Genomic DNA, 14,936 nt, shown 5'->3' on the forward strand with positions numbered 1-14,936 from the left:
AATTGGATGAAGCAGTCATAAACTATTACGACAAGTTAGTGTGCGTATTCGATTGCGGTTGTTACTGAGGACCCAATAAACTCGTAGAACCGCCCACGAAGGCTATCTGAGTGTTGTGACATTTGTGTTATCACAACGACGTGATCGTCTTCGACAGCAAAAATGATATCAAGTGACTGTCCAAAGAATTCACCACGCATGATGAACTTATTATCAGCGTACAGTCCATCGTGATTCGGGGATGCCTGTCGACAGATATAGCCAGTGTCCTCTCTCAGTACTTTTTTGAGTTGCGAGCAGGTCAAATATCGCTCAGACTTCTCCGCGGCAGTGTGCGTGACAACTATTGTATCAAGCGACATGATATATCAATCTTATATATACTCAGAGAGCACATCAGAAAATCATATCTATCGTGACTAAGCCTCCTCTCGGGAACAGATGGCGGCGGTAATAATCTTCGATAACCCTTCTTGTTAATATTGTTTTATTATTGATACGATTGCATCGGGAGGCACATTTGCTATCCGCATATAGTTCTCTCATCACTCGCCAAAACCATCGCCTCGCGATATGGATACAGACCGCATGGGTCGGGGTAAGCGTAGTATTAACCACGCTAGCCCTCATACCGCATATAATGTCCGATGAGGATGGTCCGGAATATGATATCGATTTCCGTGCGAATCCGAGTGAGTATGAAATCGGTCGTGGGGAACAAGATGTATTCAAATGTGAGCCATATAAAGGCGAGTTACTCCCACTCTGGTCAATAAAGACACTGGATTCAGCTGAGGACGGAGCAGAAGCGATTTATAAGAAATTCTGTGAGTATCGCGATACGAACGAGTTTCCAGGAATGGACCTCGCTCGTAAGTACCTCCAAATGGGATGGACTCGTGCGATGCGATATGCAAAATACCCTGGTGGACAGAAATATGAAGATGGTGAAGAACGCGAAGCTCAAGAGTGGTATGATGATGAAAAACGTGAAATTGCATTAGTATACAAGCAATATCTCGATCAGCTTCGAGATGATGATACCTATCAACATCGCCGACAGGAATGGAAACAAGAAGAATCAGAGGAATCCTAGCCAGTGGTTTAACCGAATATTTCTATTGGCATGATACTCCGCGTTGATCTCATATGAGTATGTGCAATCCAATAGTGCATTTCGTGAATTGTACTGATAACATAATATATCTGACTATTATACAGTAAGCTGAGAGATTGACTTACTACTCAGAGTATCTTGACAGTTGGAACGGCGATTAAATCCGACTATCGCGGTGTTTGTCCCATCCTACGTATCGTTACAGAGGAAATTTCTTTGAAGCAATGTATTCCTCAGAGAGATAATGTAGTCATGCGTGTTCACAGAATCAGAATACTGCTGAAGGAATGACATAAATGCACGAAAATAAAAGTAAGAATACATTCTATGGTGTCGGCGGACTCCGGCGGTACTGATGATAATGATGGGGCTGGTGATGCTGACAATCGAGTGATTCCTGAAGAATTGTTAGTTGTCATTAGTATCTGCACACTCATTATTACTGCAATAATTCTTCCACCGGTCGATGGAGGGGTACTCTCAGACCCTCGCTCCGCTGGAGATTTGGAGGATAGTCTCGATATCAAAACACCAGACGATCTTGCATCCCCTGGGAATCCCGAAAGCACTTCGAGGGAATCCGATTCAGGACAGACAGTCCCACCGACTGCAGACCCCCAATCACAATCAGAGTCATCGCGAAAGACAGCTCAATCAACTCGGTCAGGATATGGATCTCCAGAGGCGAGCACACTCGATCAGCCACCTGCGTCGATGACTATTGGATCAACACAACCTCGTTCGGGAAAAATTTCAAAAATACCAGTATTCACAGTTGAATCTCCTCGGACAGGCTACTGGCGACAGTCAGTATATGCGACATATACAGGTTCAACGTGGGCTTCTGAAACAGAGTCACAGTCATATACGGGATCGATACCAAACAATGAGCGGACAATCGAACAGCAAAGAACAGAATATGAGGTGACCTCACTGCAAGAAACCTCGTCGTTGCCGGTGTTATGGCAACTTGAGAGCGTCAATATTCAGGATAGCTCAACAGAGATGCAGATCTCAACGGCAGGGACGCTTCAGACATCTCAATCAGTACCGAGGGGAACAACATATATAGCACAAAGTGCAGCACCGCCTCGTGATCCTGACATACTAACCGACGCTGGGAACAGGTATCCAAATGAGTTGTCTCGACGGTATACACAGATACCTGAGGACACACCACCACGGGTTACATCATTGACTGAGAATATTACCTCAGATGCTGAAACGCCCTATGAGACAGCGACTGTGATCGAGCGATGGTTAGAAGACTCAAAGGCGTATTCATTGAATGCGTCACATGAACGTAGCAGACCAATTGTTGATGAATTTCTCTTCGAGATGAATCGAGGATATTGTCAGTACTTTGCAACAGCAATGACTGTCATGCTTCGCTCACAAGACATTCCTGCCCGCTATGTGGTAGGATTTAAAGGCGGCACACAGGTTGCTGAAGATCGCTATCTAATCACGAGCGACACTGGTCACGCATGGGTTGAGGTGTATTTCCCCGATGTTGGATGGATTCGGTTTGATCCAACTCCACCCGGGGATCTCCCAATTCAGAATCCACAGCCACCATACAACATTACGCTCAATCGAACAGTGGTCGCAGGTGCGACTGTCGATATTTCAGTTGAAAAAAATACCAACCCAGTAACTGGTGCTCCAGTCCGTGTCAACACAGAACGCGTTGGATGGACAGACGCAACTGGAACTATCACAACACAATTACCATACGCTAATACTGTCACGGTCAGTGCACGCCCACCAGGTAATCAGGGTAAGTATCTCAACGAGCAGACGGTCGCAACGGTTGAGGAGATGTCCCTCTCGGCAGTCGGGGAGATCCCTCGACTGAGGGGGTCGTCACGGCAATATAAATTATCAGTGTCGAATGAACCACTCAGATCGACTAACGACTCAGGGTGTTCGATCCAAAGTGAAACAGCCCTCAAATGTCAGAGTGAGACAAACGTCTCGGTTGATGTGACCGGCTCAACAGTCCGTGGAAAGTCTGTAGTGGTTTCGACATCGATTCGTGGAGTCCCAGTTCAGAATGGGACCGTTGCAGTGGACGGAGATATCAGAGGATATACCAACAACTCAGGAGAATTCACCCTTGTCCTTGATGACGTCACCACCGGAACGCACTCAATCAGCGTGACACGACAAGCAGCATCAGGAACGGCGACAATTCGTGTTCTGAATGCATCATCGGTGTCGAAGCCGACACAGACACAAGATTCAGCATCAACACTACCCCCAACGTCAATGTCGACGTCGACGCCAGCATCAACACCGGTCACATCATCTCAAGATAACACCTCCTCAATAAATATCACTGTCACACCGCAGTTTGGCGTGTTGGTCCCACTAACCAACGCAGGAATTATTATCACGCAGTCGAACACGCCGGTGTCGAATGCCACCGTAACCCTTTCTGGGTCAGCAGTCGGACAGACTGGTCCGAACGGAACAGTCGATGCAACAATCCCATTGCAGCAATCAGCATCAATAACCGTGGTTGGACCGGATAACACGAGGGCACAGCAAACAATCTCAGGACTGTATCGAACCACTGCAGGGATTATTCTTGGTATACTCCTTTTCGCTGTAGCCGGAATCATGTTCCTCTACCGCAATCGAGACACAATCAGGATAATCATCATACGCATTCACACGACATTGACACAGACTCCGATGCTCGTGACCGATATGTTTGTCAGACTGACTCTCGGTATTGATCATGTATGGAGTTGGTTCCGACAGCTCTCGATGCAACTCAGAAAATTCATACTCGCACCTCGTGGTCATCTTTCCTTGGATAGATTGACTGATATGAGACTGCTGAGTCCACGCCAGATTGTCTCTATCGTTTATCAGTGGCTTCGATCACTTATAAGAGCGCTACGAAATCGGAATCAAGATCAAATGTCACAGAGTGAGGAAGGGATCTCAAGCTCATCTGAATCCGATGTGGAGACAGCGGACGCACAGTCAATCATCCGAAAACTCTGGTATGTGTTTACACGTGCTGTTGGTCCATCCCGACTGCGTACGAAAACACCGAAAGAAGTAGCGACATACGCTATTGAGCAGGGAGTTCCGTCGAAACCAGTTACCATTTTAACACAGATTTATCGAAAAGTGGAGTACGGAGTGGAAAGCACAACTGAATCACAATTAGAAAGCGCCCGTGATGCATTCCAGACAATCCAGAGTGCATTGGGTAAGACAAATAAATGAAACTTTCAGGTCAGCGTATAACCCGATGGATTGCCGCAGTAGTTGCAGTATGTATACTCGTCTCTGCGCTTGGTGCGACATATACACCCGAACGTCTGCCGGGGACTCTCCGACAGTCACTTCAAATAATGACAAATCAACTGAGCGCACGCGCATTATTATCAGTGACTGGAATGATTATTGGCATATATGCGTTTATGAGTTTATGGATTCGGCGGGCAACAACCATCGATGACCCATTCCCAGAAGCAGACCCTCATACGGTGACACGAGATGTCGCTATCGCAGGAAAGCAATTAACCACGAAATTCAACCGACAGCGGAATGAGAACTCGGATGCGACCGACTCAAACACGACGGCACTCAGACCTGAGCTCAAAGAGTTAATTATCGATTTATACACCCATAAGCTTGAGACAAGAGAGACAGCGCGTAGGTATGTTGAAGCTGGTCAGTGGACAAGTGATCAATATGCAGCCGCATTTGTAACGGACTCACCGAGGGTTGATTATCCACTTCGACATCGGCTTTATGCGTGGCTATATCCAGGGGCTGCGTATAATATACGCGTCCGCCGGACACTCAGCGCAATTGAGTCAAAATATGCGGCATATGACATACAATATGACCCGCCGACGCGCACCAACTCACACACTCATCACCCGGAGAACGCCTCTTCTTACATCGCTGATTCGCAGTCAGCAGAAAGCGAGTGATAGTGAATATGAGTATGACTATGATCCAGCAGGTCCATCGACATCGGTATCGAAGTCTTCTCGCGGTTACAGCCGCTCTCACCGCTTGTGGTATTGGGACTGGCTCACAGACGCTTCTTGTTACAGCAGTTGTGCCACTACTGTTTGTGTTACAGGATGCACTCGCGACCAAACCATCACTCACCAATCAACTCTCTGTTGAGCGAAAACTCTCTCCGAAAGCTCCGCTTCCAGGGCAGCCGGTATCGGTGACGCTCACCATCATGAATACGGGCGATTCGACAATTCCTGATCTCCGGGTTGCTGATGGTGTCCCAACAGAGTTGGGCACTATCGGGGGGGACCCACGTGCAAGTGCAATCCTCCGAGCAGGACAGAAACTCACAGTAAACTACTCGGTGAACACTAATCGAGGGACATATGAGTTCGACCCAGTCCAAGTTCGTGCGCGAAATAGAAGTGGAACCATTATGATTGAGTCAAAAATTGCGCCAAGTGGACAGAGCAGTCTTGAATCTCGTGTGAGTGTTGATGATATTCCACTCTCCAACCAAACGATGAACATCACTGGTCCAGTTACAACGGAAACCGGAGGCTCTGGGATTGAATTTTATGCAACACGTGAGTATCAAACAGGCGACCCAATCGGGCGCATTAATTGGAATCAGTACGCGAAGACAGGTCAGCTTTCGACAATTGAGTATCACGAGCAACGGGCAGTCCGAATTGCGATTATCATTGATAGCCGTGTATCCGCCCATGTAAGCTCACAGCCCTCACTTCCGACGGGCGCAACTCTTTGTGCATACGCTGCAACACTGAGCGTAAGCGTTCTTCTTGATGAGGGACATACTCTCACAATTGTAGCTCTTGGGACTCCCGACCCAGTTCGGTCAGACCCACCACCGGCACACGCGTCGACTGATGAGGAAACAGCCTTTGGAGCACATGCGGCTATGATCTGTAATGCGGCTGCAACAGGAAGCGACGAGATGATGACAAACACTGATACTGACACTGACACATCAGCGGTTGCTGGAGATGGTGGCATCGTCGATCAGCACCGGCTGCTATCACGTCTAGATAGCAATGAGCAGGTGTTATTCTGTACTCCTGCACTAGACGATGCAGCCGTTTCAATCGCTCAATCGATCCGAGCCGATGGGCATGAATTGACAGTTCTCTCTCCACAGATATCGAATAGTGATATTGGTGGACGTATTGCCCATCTCAACCGCACAAATCGGCTATTCAGGATACGCAGACTTGGTGGGACGATCGTTGACTGGAAACGCAATGAGACACTTCCAATAGCCCTCTCACGAGCGTTGAGGGATATCAACTCACAATGACAGATGATGGGTCAGGAACGACCCGAGTCGCGAGTGTTATCACTGCAACGGCAGTCCTCATCGCGGTGATTCTATTCATATACCAGGTTGGTGTAGGAAACAGTGTCGTACTCAGCATACTTTCTGGTGGGACACTTGGGATTGCCACCATCACACAACAACAGAACCCTGATTCGACAGTATTGATGGGGGTGACTACAGTATTACTCCCGGTAAGCGCAGCCTGTGGAGTCGCGAGTCTCGGCGTGGCAGCAGTTGAGAGTGATACCCTTCCAGTGCTTTTTTTCGGAGGCACCGAACAACCCGTTGAGAGGCTTCTTGGGCGTCTCATCATGTATATTGGTGTGACGCTTGGTATTGGGACTGGTATCTATGGGGCGATTATAACTCCTCGTGACGGACCGACTGACGGTGTCTTGCTCAATCTCTGGAAGCAAACAGCAGTTATCGAGCTCTCTGTGGGTGCGGTAACGACTGTACTTCTGCTGTTGCGATTCAATCTACTGAGTGAGACGTCACTACTGATGCTGCCGCTTGGAGCAGTTGGTGAACTTCTTATTGACCCGAGTTCACTCTCTGTTGGTCTGTTTATTACCGGGTTTGAAACGACAATCGCCGCATTTCTGATAGGTGAGGTCACCCAAACGGTGCCGATAGTCGAAGTTGCCTCCCGAGCACGACGCGATCGGCTTCAGACAATACTGACGCGATCTCAGACGATTTTATCACAATTTGCGGTTTTCAGCATTGGGCTCAGTCTTCTCAGTATCGTAGCGGCACAGACTGGTTGGTTAACATCGCTCATCAGACGTATTCCACCCCTCGCGCTGTTAATTGAACTTTCCGTATCACCTGGATTCCGTGTGTTTTTGATTGCAATTATCTGTATCTGTAGTAGTATTATTATTCTGATATATATTATCCAACAATTGAGTGGAAACATCATGAGTATAGCACAGTCGATTGCCCCAGTATCAATCGGCGTCGGTGTGGTGATCACCGTCGCGTTGATACTGAGTGCAGAAATTCAATCTGTCCTTTCAGCACTGCCGAGTGCGATTCAACCACAAATAGCGGAATACATACAGCTTATTTCACCAGTTGGGATAGTACTCATTTATGTTGAGATTGCGTTATTTGCACTGGGAGCCGTGCTCTTTGGAAGTACTATTTTAGGACTGATTGGATATCTCCCATCTCATGCGACCGGCGGAGCAATCGCTGGGACGGGACTCATTGGAAGTAGTCTGCTTATTGGAATCTTCGATCAGGCTCCATTAATCGTCTTCAGCGGTGTTGCACTCGCAATTATTGCATGGGATTCGAGTAGCCACGGAGTCACAGCCCAATCTGAACTCGGAACGCGCGGTGGCACTCGCGTAACGATACTTCACAGTCTCAATACAATCGCCGTTGCACTACTTGGGGTTGGTATTGCATGGGGGCTTCAGTCAACCGTGGTGGGTCTGTCTGTTTCCCAGGAGAGTGCGCTCACTGGGGTACTCCTTGTTGTGCCGGCGGTGTTGATTTTCCTGACGATATTGCGTGGATAGACACGAACAAACCACCGCTGAGTATTCGCTGGAGTGTCTATGAGCCGTATGACTCTCTTTCGTTTACTTATCATCAGTATAAATACGATGAGGAATTCTCTGCTGGGGGTGGCTCATACTGCTGGCTATAACTACGTGGAGATTTCCGACACCCCGGGGTGCCGAAATCCTTCGCGTGACTATAGCCAACAGTATCAACAAATCCTACTTCATGCCCTGCGCAGCAGGGACATCAACAGCATCGAGTACAGAGTGAGTGACTGCTTTGGGTTTGATATCTCGAATTGTTGCCTCTGAGGTTAAGACGAGTCGATGTGTAATAACTGCTGAGGCAATCGTTTTGACGTCATCTGGTGTCACATAAGATCGTCCAGCAATCACCGCATATGCACGTGCAGCCTCGTAGAATCGCTGGATACCGCGCGGTGAAACGCCGACCTCGACGCGATCATCCTTGCGGGTCTGACGAGCGATATCAGTAAGATACTCACGAACGTTGAGACGCATTGAAACATATTCAGGTGTTTGTCGAAGCGTCACAACTTGATCAGGATTGATCACAGCATCAACCTCGGGGGTCGTCAGTTGTCGATTACTACGGCGATTGATCAACTCAAGTTCCCCTTCGCGGCTTGGATAGCCGATTGACGTTTTAAGAATGAATCGATCCTGTTGAGCCTCAGGAAGGCTGAACGTGCCTTCCTGCTCAACCGGATTCTGTGTTGCAATCACAAAAAACGGCTCCGGCAGTGGATATGTATCACCGCCGACAGTTACTTGTTGTTCGTCCATCGCCTCAAGTAATGCAGACTGCGTCTTCGGTGGGGCACGGTTGATCTCATCAGCCAACACAACATTGGCAAAGAGAGGTCCCTGTTGAAAGCTGAACTCACCTGTCTGCTCATCAAAGATATGTGTACCAGTGATATCACTCGGGAGGAGATCAGGGGTAAATTGAATTCGGTTATACTCAAGCCCGAACGCGTCTGCCAACGCAATTGCGGTAAGTGTTTTTCCAGTCCCAGGCACGTCTTCAATTAATACGTGACCACGAGCGAGTAATCCGGTGATAATTGTCTCTAGAAACGACCGATCAGTAATGACTGCACTGCTTATCTCATCAATAATACGCTCAATATGTGAACCTGCCTCCTCTATTGAAAATTTATCAATCGTCATACTCAATGATCATCTCTCATCGCACGCATTATCCATTCATATCTATAGCATCATTTGTCTTTTTGACGCACGATCTGGATTCAATTTATAAAAACCCGAATTGAATGCGACGGGGCTCGACCCCGAGGCAGTTCACCTGATCTTTGGTTTGTTATGAACGGTCGAAACAAATGATGTGAGCCCCTCGCAATAGCCTCATCGCTATCTTCACAAACTGTAGACGGCTAACAAAGGTACTTATGTTATAAATTAGAGTTATCGATTTACTGATTTGGACATAACGTGACGGCGCGTATCCACGTCGTGAACGGGCGTGGTATTGCGCCTGTTCAGCATATAACGTCTGTTCACTCTCATAATGGTTAGTGCAAGTCTTTATTGCCGTGATTATCCGTGTCGGTGATAGAAGCCGCTGAACCCGCGTCATTCGACATCGCCGGTGAAACTATTCGAACTAATCACTCTCAGTGCTAGTTTTGAGATTGACCAAACCACAACATGAGTTCAGATAATCATTGGCGTTGGCGAAAGAGTAGAATAAGAAGTGCAATAATCAGGAGGACTTGTACAACCTTATCAAGATAGCCTACCGGAGTAAAGTTTCCAGATTTAACCACGAACCAGAGTGGAATCTGCACTGCCGTGTACGGAATAGCAGCAATCGTCAGTAAACGCTGATTACTTCCGCGAATATAGAGTCCGATTCCTCCCAGAAATCCAAGTCCTGCAAGAAGAAGCGGTGGAATTATTCCCTGATTGAGGCCAGCATATACATGTGTGATTGCTGTAATCGTCAGTAGACCAATTACTATCATCTCAAGTCTCGACCCGACTGCTCCTGTTGATGACTCAGATTTCGCCTGTCCAAGCGTTGATTCCATATAATGTATTAGTGCTGCCGTTAGTAAAATATTGGGATTGGTGCACATTACTGTTCCCGTGAATAATGGTAAATGATAATTTATTGATCGTGAACAGATTATCTGAGTTCCGAATTAACGTGTATACCAACCAATAAGACTCGCTCGATAAAGCAACGAATAAATTTTATTTTCAAAGTGTTATCGGAAAAATCGGGGGGTGCTCACATGCATTCCAATAAACACCGGATTAGCCTCACCTGCCTCAATATCAGTATCCCTCACCTCAAGCGTTCCACTCCATCGTGTATCGAATGCGTATCGCTCATCCTCAACCGTGTCTGTCCACTCAATTCGAACATCATCACTGAAACATGCATAAGTGCTCGCCGTATATACGGTGAGATTTTTACTATCAACGACCCAGTTTGTTGTCCGGCTTGTCTGTGTGCTGAGTCCTTCCCTAATTGTGTCCCCACCGGCAAGTCGGTCTGAAATACCGAACTTCACAATTGAGTCCTCATCTGCAAAAAATTCACCAAGCGGCTCGCCCGCGCGGAGCGCAGCGTAATATGAACGAATTCTACGTTTGAATGTCATAGTTGCATAATGAGCTTAACCAATAAATCCCTATCATATTGAAAGACTCACTCAATCGTCACTCGAATATCACGAACAAGTTGCAGCACTGAATACCACTGATTGGGTGAGCCTGGAATTTCTTCGCTCATATCACCGATGCGACTGGTGATTGCTTCACGTGCAATCTCGGGGTTGTCAATCCGTTGGAATTGTAAATCACTCCCACCAGCAGTCTCAATTGTGACCGTGCCATACTCAAATAGCGATCCAGTAACTGACTGGCTATAAGCCGTATTCTGGACTTTCGACAACTCAACTCGTCGAACAGTTTGTCTCATTACACCATGTTTCGCCCAAATTGATCGAGTTGTGATGACATACTCTGTTTGTTGCACCCGGCGCACAGCCCATATGACGATACCGATGCCAAGGATACTCGCTATACCCAGCCGTCTGTCCACGAGCACTGCCATCAAAAGCGCAAGAATCGAAAGCGCAATACCAATTGCAATCCCACCGGTAGCCGCTGAAAGCCGAGGATTCCCCTGCCAGACAGTTCTTTCATTATCAAATTGAAATCGCCATTCGTTACTCATCAGTCTTCAGTATGCTCAGTAGTTGATACTTGATCAGTTGATGTGTGATTGCCAGCGAGGTGAATACCGTCAGTGTCGCTCTCACCCGCATCGTCGGTTACTACCGAGCGAATTGTCCGGAGCTCTGTGAGAATTTCATCAAGAACTTCGTTAGCATCAGATGCGGAATCCGGTTCACCGTGTTGTCGACTATCGACTTCTTTTGCAACTAATTCTTGGACCGATGCTGGGTTCGGGATATTACGGAATTGAAGTTCGACGCCTGATCCACCAGCCGTGCTAATGTCGACGGATCCATATCCTAGTGATGAGCCCAGAACCGATTGTGAATACGATGTGTTTTGAACCTTTTCAAACCCAATCTGCTGGACATTCATAGATAAAATCCCACGTTTACTGTACAGTCCACGATTTGTGACAACATAATTTGTATTCGTATATTGAAGATATGAACTAACAACGATCGGAATCCCAATAAGGAGAAGCGAAAGAGGGATTCCAATCACAAATGCAGGGATGATACTATACCTATGTGGTGTGTTGACCCACTCAATTGACTCGCCATCTTCGAGTGTAAGCCAATCAAGATCAACTTCAGCGGTATCAATTGAATCACGTCCTGATGTTTCCCGGAGGACCTCTTTGGACATGGATTCACTAACGTGGTCAAGTCAAAAAACCACCGTGGCGAGTAATTGCTTAGGATACAGTTATTACTCGTCTCTGTTGGACTGATCAAATAAAATACCGGAGTGGCTGGTGAACTCTCCTGACCTACTCAGCTATCACAGATGACTTGCTTAATGACGGGGCTTCCAGCGAAGATTATTCAAATTCCAGTTATCTTCCAAGTCGAAGAGACTTATTCGTGGTGGGGTACATAGTCCTCACCAGACTCTCTTTCTCAAACATCTTAGTTGAGAGATTGAGCCAACCTGTCCAAACTGTATGACGAAACGACAAGAACGGATTATGTTGCTGTCTGCATTAGCGGTTTGAATGACTCCCACGCTAGGCGATTAATGAATGTCGGACTACAATATTAAAATTATAACTATCAGGCATATCTTCTCACTACTCGTTCATTTTCCCTCACTTCTTAAGCAAGAGGTCTTGCCCTAGACCATGATAAAATGCCAATACCGACATATTTGAAAGAAAAATATATATCGATGACACAGAATGATGCTAAAAAGCGTATTCTACAGGTACTTGCTCATGGCCGATCGAACACGCATCATATCTATCAGCAAAGTAATCTTGATGATGAGGTCGTTCCGGAGGTATTAGCGCAACTGTGCGCATCTGGTCTTGTCACGGAAGTTGATCGTGGACTCTACTCAATTACCCCTGCCGGATTAGATCGTCTTGACCATGATTATCCCTCTGAGGCTGGATTTCTTACTACAACCGAGGTGATTCACGATACGCCGACGATTAAGACAATACGACTCCATGGGGATCGTCAGATTGTTGAAACACAGGTGGACGATGAGTCGGTCACGATGCTCGCTGACGCACTATACGAAGTTCTCACCGGGACACATGCTGAAGATGAGATTACTGAGGCACTGAAAGAATTTCTGAATAGATAATTTCGGGAGTCTGAATATAATAAGGTGCAGGAAACCGGAGCTGAAGCTTGACACTCTTGACAGTCCCTATTGCAGACCGTGAACAATCTGTTTAGGTTCGCATACGCGGTAAATGGTTGTTCGATGAGGATCGTCAAGTTAGCCTAACGGATTTTCTCTTGAAGAAGGATATTAGCCCTTAGCTTGATCCACCGTAATCCCGTGTGGATCCGCGTCACTACTGCCGATCACCATCTCAAATTCTGGTGGAAACTGACCATCAACAAGAAGTCTTGCCCAGTCGATGATGATTTCAAAGAACACACTATCATTATTCCTGAGATACTGACTGGGACCGTATTTATCTCTGTACTTACTTTTAATTTGTTCAGCAGCCTCACCGTGTACTTCTGTCGCCACCCCCTCCAGTTGCAGATTATATTGCGCCTCATCGACGACGAGCGCAACCCGTGGATTGACTGTCATATTTTCGTATTTTCGATACATTGATTCAGTCGTAATATACAGATCAAGATTCTGATCAGAAACAAACCGAATTGTTGCCGCTTCAGGAACGCCATCCTGCGATGCTGTCGCCAATGTACATGTCTGTGCTTCAGTAAGCACCTGTCGTGCTTTTGTCTTCGACGAGGGTGATGAGGATTCCTCAGTCACTATTAATGATTTTGAGAAGCTCTCTGTTGAGTGTTCTGCAAGTTCTGATATTAATCATGTCGTCCGCTGGTAAAAGTGATATTTCGTTTGCTGTCGGACATTAACCACGGTGACACCACGTATGGTGTCAGGAATATTGCTTTTATGATACGCGGCGTCACATCTAATGCTTGGACGCGAAGATACGAATGGTGATACCAACCTGTATTGGTTAACTTTGGCACGACCTCGGAGATGACTTTTACTGAGACCGCAGATCTAAGATTATCGCCGTACTTCGCTCGATTTCCCTCAGCAACTGGATATTCCTCACCCGAGGCAGCGGTTCGGGAACTGCTGTAATCAATGGACCACCGCTGTTCCCGGGATTGATGACGGCGTCCATTTGAACGATGTCGGGAATTGCAAATTTCCCTGATGTCGGCATAGAGCGATCGACACCTGAAACGACACCGGTCGTGACTGACCCATCCAAACCGAGTGGGCTCCCAAGTGCTGCAACAGGTTGAGGTGGTTGCGGATATGCCACGTACTCAGCGATTTGTAGTTGTGTCTGCTGGACTATCTTTAATCAGTGAGAGAATCCCGCCGTTTACCACGGGCGTGAATCAGGTTACTCGTGATGTGGATAACTGCAAGATCAATATAAAGATCACTTCCGACGATAGTTCCAGTCTCCCAGCTTCCATCATGAAATCGAATATTGACACTGACATTGATAGGACCGATCATCAATAGACAACTGACTCCTCGCGGCGTGTCTGATCAAGTAAATGAACTGCATAGGGGCAGAAATAAATACACATACATGCGCGCAGACCAGTAATACTAGATGCTGGTTATACGTCCGCTCACCGACAATAACAGCAAGATGAGTGAAGTTACTTCGCTTATTACATCACATTTCGCTGATGATTGGTCGTACGATGTCCCAGTGAATAACGAGAGTGATGGGACCTTTGTTCGAGTCGCAGAGAAGAACAATGATCCAGTTGGTGTGATGGCACTCACGATATATACGTCAAAAGAACAACTGCGAGACGCTATGCACCTCATCGATACAGTTGAACCGATTCCACCCGGATCTCAGTATGGATTTATTCATGCAGGATATGTCGACCCTGAGCGGACCGGTGAAGGAATTGGAAGCTCTCTGATCGAGCGATTACACGATATCGGTGACTCACGAGATGTCGATCATTTCGTTGCTGACGCGTGGTTTCATGGTGGTCCTGACTCCCCAGCACAATTACTCACGACGCATGAGTATGATATCTTGCATACCCACTCCATCGCTGGACATACTGATGGACCTTGTCCGAAATGTGGAAGCTCATGTGTATGCGAAGCAGCACTTGCCGTACGTTCGGTCCATACAAAGTGAGCTATCACGCGTTCTATACCAGATTAATTAATCACAGTGAAAAGCACACGCTCAGATTCACAGATTCACAGAGTCACAGGACGGATACCACGGGCTTGACCG

16 protein-coding genes are annotated in these 14,936 nt (G+C 47.0%); 7 read left to right on the plus strand and 9 right to left on the minus strand.

Going from position 1 to position 14,936, the window contains the following annotated elements; genetic code table 11:
* Positions 1–35 precede the first annotated feature (35 nt).
* Positions 36–362, minus strand: coding sequence for a hypothetical protein (locus HQRW_RS06670; RefSeq protein ID WP_014555986.1), 327 nt, complete (start codon positions 360–362; stop codon positions 36–38).
* Positions 363–640: 278 nt separating this feature from the next.
* On the opposite strand from HQRW_RS06670, the gene HQRW_RS06675 reads away from it, so the two are divergent.
* From HQRW_RS06675 to HQRW_RS06695, 5 genes are all read left to right on the plus strand, one after another.
* Positions 641–1,096 carry a DUF4385 domain-containing protein gene (locus HQRW_RS06675; RefSeq protein WP_011571511.1) on the plus strand — a complete coding sequence of 152 codons (456 nt, stop codon included), beginning with the start codon at positions 641–643 and terminating at the stop codon, positions 1,094–1,096.
* A gap of 348 nt (positions 1,097–1,444) precedes the next feature.
* On the plus strand, positions 1,445–4,363 hold the full coding sequence (locus HQRW_RS06680) for a transglutaminase TgpA family protein (RefSeq protein ID WP_014555987.1): 2,919 nt from the start codon (positions 1,445–1,447) through the stop codon (positions 4,361–4,363).
* A complete protein-coding gene (locus HQRW_RS06685; RefSeq protein WP_014555988.1) occupies positions 4,360–5,079 on the plus strand; it encodes a DUF7269 family protein in 720 nt (239 codons plus the stop codon). The genes HQRW_RS06680 and HQRW_RS06685 overlap by 4 nt, the downstream gene beginning before the upstream one ends.
* Positions 5,080–5,087: 8 nt before the next feature.
* On the plus strand, positions 5,088–6,431 hold the full coding sequence (locus tag HQRW_RS06690; protein ID WP_014555989.1) for a DUF58 domain-containing protein: 1,344 nt from the start codon (positions 5,088–5,090) through the stop codon (positions 6,429–6,431).
* Positions 6,428–7,984 carry a hypothetical protein gene (locus tag HQRW_RS06695; protein WP_014555990.1) on the plus strand — a complete coding sequence of 519 codons (1,557 nt, stop codon included), beginning with the start codon at positions 6,428–6,430 and terminating at the stop codon, positions 7,982–7,984. The genes HQRW_RS06690 and HQRW_RS06695 overlap by 4 nt, the downstream gene beginning before the upstream one ends.
* A 204-nt stretch (positions 7,985–8,188) precedes the next feature.
* Here HQRW_RS06695 and HQRW_RS06700 read toward each other — a convergent pair whose 3' ends face one another.
* The 5 genes from HQRW_RS06700 to HQRW_RS06720 all read right to left on the minus strand — a co-directional run bounded on the left by HQRW_RS06700 (position 8,189) and on the right by HQRW_RS06720 (position 11,851).
* The gene (locus HQRW_RS06700; protein WP_014555991.1) at positions 8,189–9,163 is read right to left on the minus strand and encodes an AAA family ATPase; all 975 of its coding nucleotides are present in this window, start codon (positions 9,161–9,163) and stop codon (positions 8,189–8,191) included.
* A gap of 512 nt (positions 9,164–9,675) precedes the next feature.
* A complete protein-coding gene (locus tag HQRW_RS06705; protein WP_014555992.1) occupies positions 9,676–10,044 on the minus strand; it encodes a DUF7475 family protein in 369 nt (122 codons plus the stop codon).
* 180 nt (positions 10,045–10,224) lie between these two features.
* Positions 10,225–10,623 (minus strand): hypothetical protein, encoded by a 399-nt coding sequence (locus tag HQRW_RS06710; RefSeq protein WP_014555993.1) that lies wholly within the window; start codon positions 10,621–10,623, stop codon positions 10,225–10,227.
* A 47-nt stretch (positions 10,624–10,670) separates the two neighbouring features.
* Positions 10,671–11,201, minus strand: a complete 531-nt coding sequence (locus HQRW_RS06715; protein WP_014555994.1) for a PH domain-containing protein — start codon at positions 11,199–11,201, stop codon at positions 10,671–10,673.
* A complete protein-coding gene (locus HQRW_RS06720) occupies positions 11,201–11,851 on the minus strand; it encodes a PH domain-containing protein (protein WP_014555995.1) in 651 nt (216 codons plus the stop codon). The genes HQRW_RS06715 and HQRW_RS06720 overlap by 1 nt, the downstream gene beginning before the upstream one ends.
* 522 nt (positions 11,852–12,373) lie before the next feature.
* Here HQRW_RS06720 and HQRW_RS06725 point away from each other — a divergent pair.
* On the plus strand, positions 12,374–12,796 hold the full coding sequence (locus HQRW_RS06725; RefSeq protein WP_231852463.1) for a hypothetical protein: 423 nt from the start codon (positions 12,374–12,376) through the stop codon (positions 12,794–12,796).
* Positions 12,797–12,967: 171 nt separating this feature from the next.
* On the opposite strand, the gene HQRW_RS06730 is transcribed toward HQRW_RS06725, so the two are convergent.
* From HQRW_RS06730 to HQRW_RS15830, 3 genes are all read right to left on the minus strand, one after another.
* The gene (locus HQRW_RS06730; RefSeq protein ID WP_014555997.1) at positions 12,968–13,450 is read right to left on the minus strand and encodes a pyridoxamine 5'-phosphate oxidase family protein; all 483 of its coding nucleotides are present in this window, start codon (positions 13,448–13,450) and stop codon (positions 12,968–12,970) included.
* Positions 13,451–13,691: 241 nt separating this feature from the next.
* Positions 13,692–13,979, minus strand: coding sequence for a trypsin-like peptidase domain-containing protein (locus tag HQRW_RS16945; protein ID WP_394324572.1), 288 nt, complete (start codon positions 13,977–13,979; stop codon positions 13,692–13,694).
* Between the two features lie 38 nt (positions 13,980–14,017).
* Positions 14,018–14,185, minus strand: coding sequence for a hypothetical protein (locus tag HQRW_RS15830; protein ID WP_158298126.1), 168 nt, complete (start codon positions 14,183–14,185; stop codon positions 14,018–14,020).
* A 97-nt stretch (positions 14,186–14,282) separates the two neighbouring features.
* Here HQRW_RS15830 and HQRW_RS06735 point away from each other — a divergent pair, with 97 nt between their 5' ends.
* Positions 14,283–14,834, plus strand: coding sequence for a GNAT family N-acetyltransferase (locus tag HQRW_RS06735; protein ID WP_014555998.1), 552 nt, complete (start codon positions 14,283–14,285; stop codon positions 14,832–14,834).
* Positions 14,835–14,936 lie beyond the last annotated feature (102 nt).

It is taken from the genome of Haloquadratum walsbyi C23 (assembly GCF_000237865.1).
GTDB classification, from domain to species: domain Archaea; phylum Halobacteriota; class Halobacteria; order Halobacteriales; family Haloferacaceae; genus Haloquadratum; species Haloquadratum walsbyi.

Coding starts and splice junctions, on each gene's coding strand:
- HQRW_RS06735 (WP_014555998.1), top strand. CDS start 14,283: ATGCTGGTTATACGTCCGCTCACCGACAATAACAGCAAGATGAGTGAA.
- HQRW_RS06675 (WP_011571511.1), top strand. CDS start 641: ATGTCCGATGAGGATGGTCCGGAATATGATATCGATTTCCGTGCGAAT.
- HQRW_RS06715 (WP_014555994.1), bottom strand. CDS start 11,201: ATGAGTAACGAATGGCGATTTCAATTTGATAATGAAAGAACTGTCTGG.
- HQRW_RS06685 (WP_014555988.1), top strand. CDS start 4,360: ATGAAACTTTCAGGTCAGCGTATAACCCGATGGATTGCCGCAGTAGTT.
- HQRW_RS06720 (WP_014555995.1), bottom strand. CDS start 11,851: ATGTCCAAAGAGGTCCTCCGGGAAACATCAGGACGTGATTCAATTGAT.
- HQRW_RS06700 (WP_014555991.1), bottom strand. CDS start 9,163: ATGACGATTGATAAATTTTCAATAGAGGAGGCAGGTTCACATATTGAG.
- HQRW_RS06705 (WP_014555992.1), bottom strand. CDS start 10,044: ATGGAATCAACGCTTGGACAGGCGAAATCTGAGTCATCAACAGGAGCA.
- HQRW_RS06695 (WP_014555990.1), top strand. CDS start 6,428: ATGACAGATGATGGGTCAGGAACGACCCGAGTCGCGAGTGTTATCACT.
- HQRW_RS06690 (WP_014555989.1), top strand. CDS start 5,088: ATGAGTATGACTATGATCCAGCAGGTCCATCGACATCGGTATCGAAGT.
- HQRW_RS06680 (WP_014555987.1), top strand. CDS start 1,445: ATGGTGTCGGCGGACTCCGGCGGTACTGATGATAATGATGGGGCTGGT.
- HQRW_RS06710 (WP_014555993.1), bottom strand. CDS start 10,623: ATGACATTCAAACGTAGAATTCGTTCATATTACGCTGCGCTCCGCGCG.
- HQRW_RS06670 (WP_014555986.1), bottom strand. CDS start 362: ATGTCGCTTGATACAATAGTTGTCACGCACACTGCCGCGGAGAAGTCT.
- HQRW_RS06725 (WP_231852463.1), top strand. CDS start 12,374: ATGACACAGAATGATGCTAAAAAGCGTATTCTACAGGTACTTGCTCAT.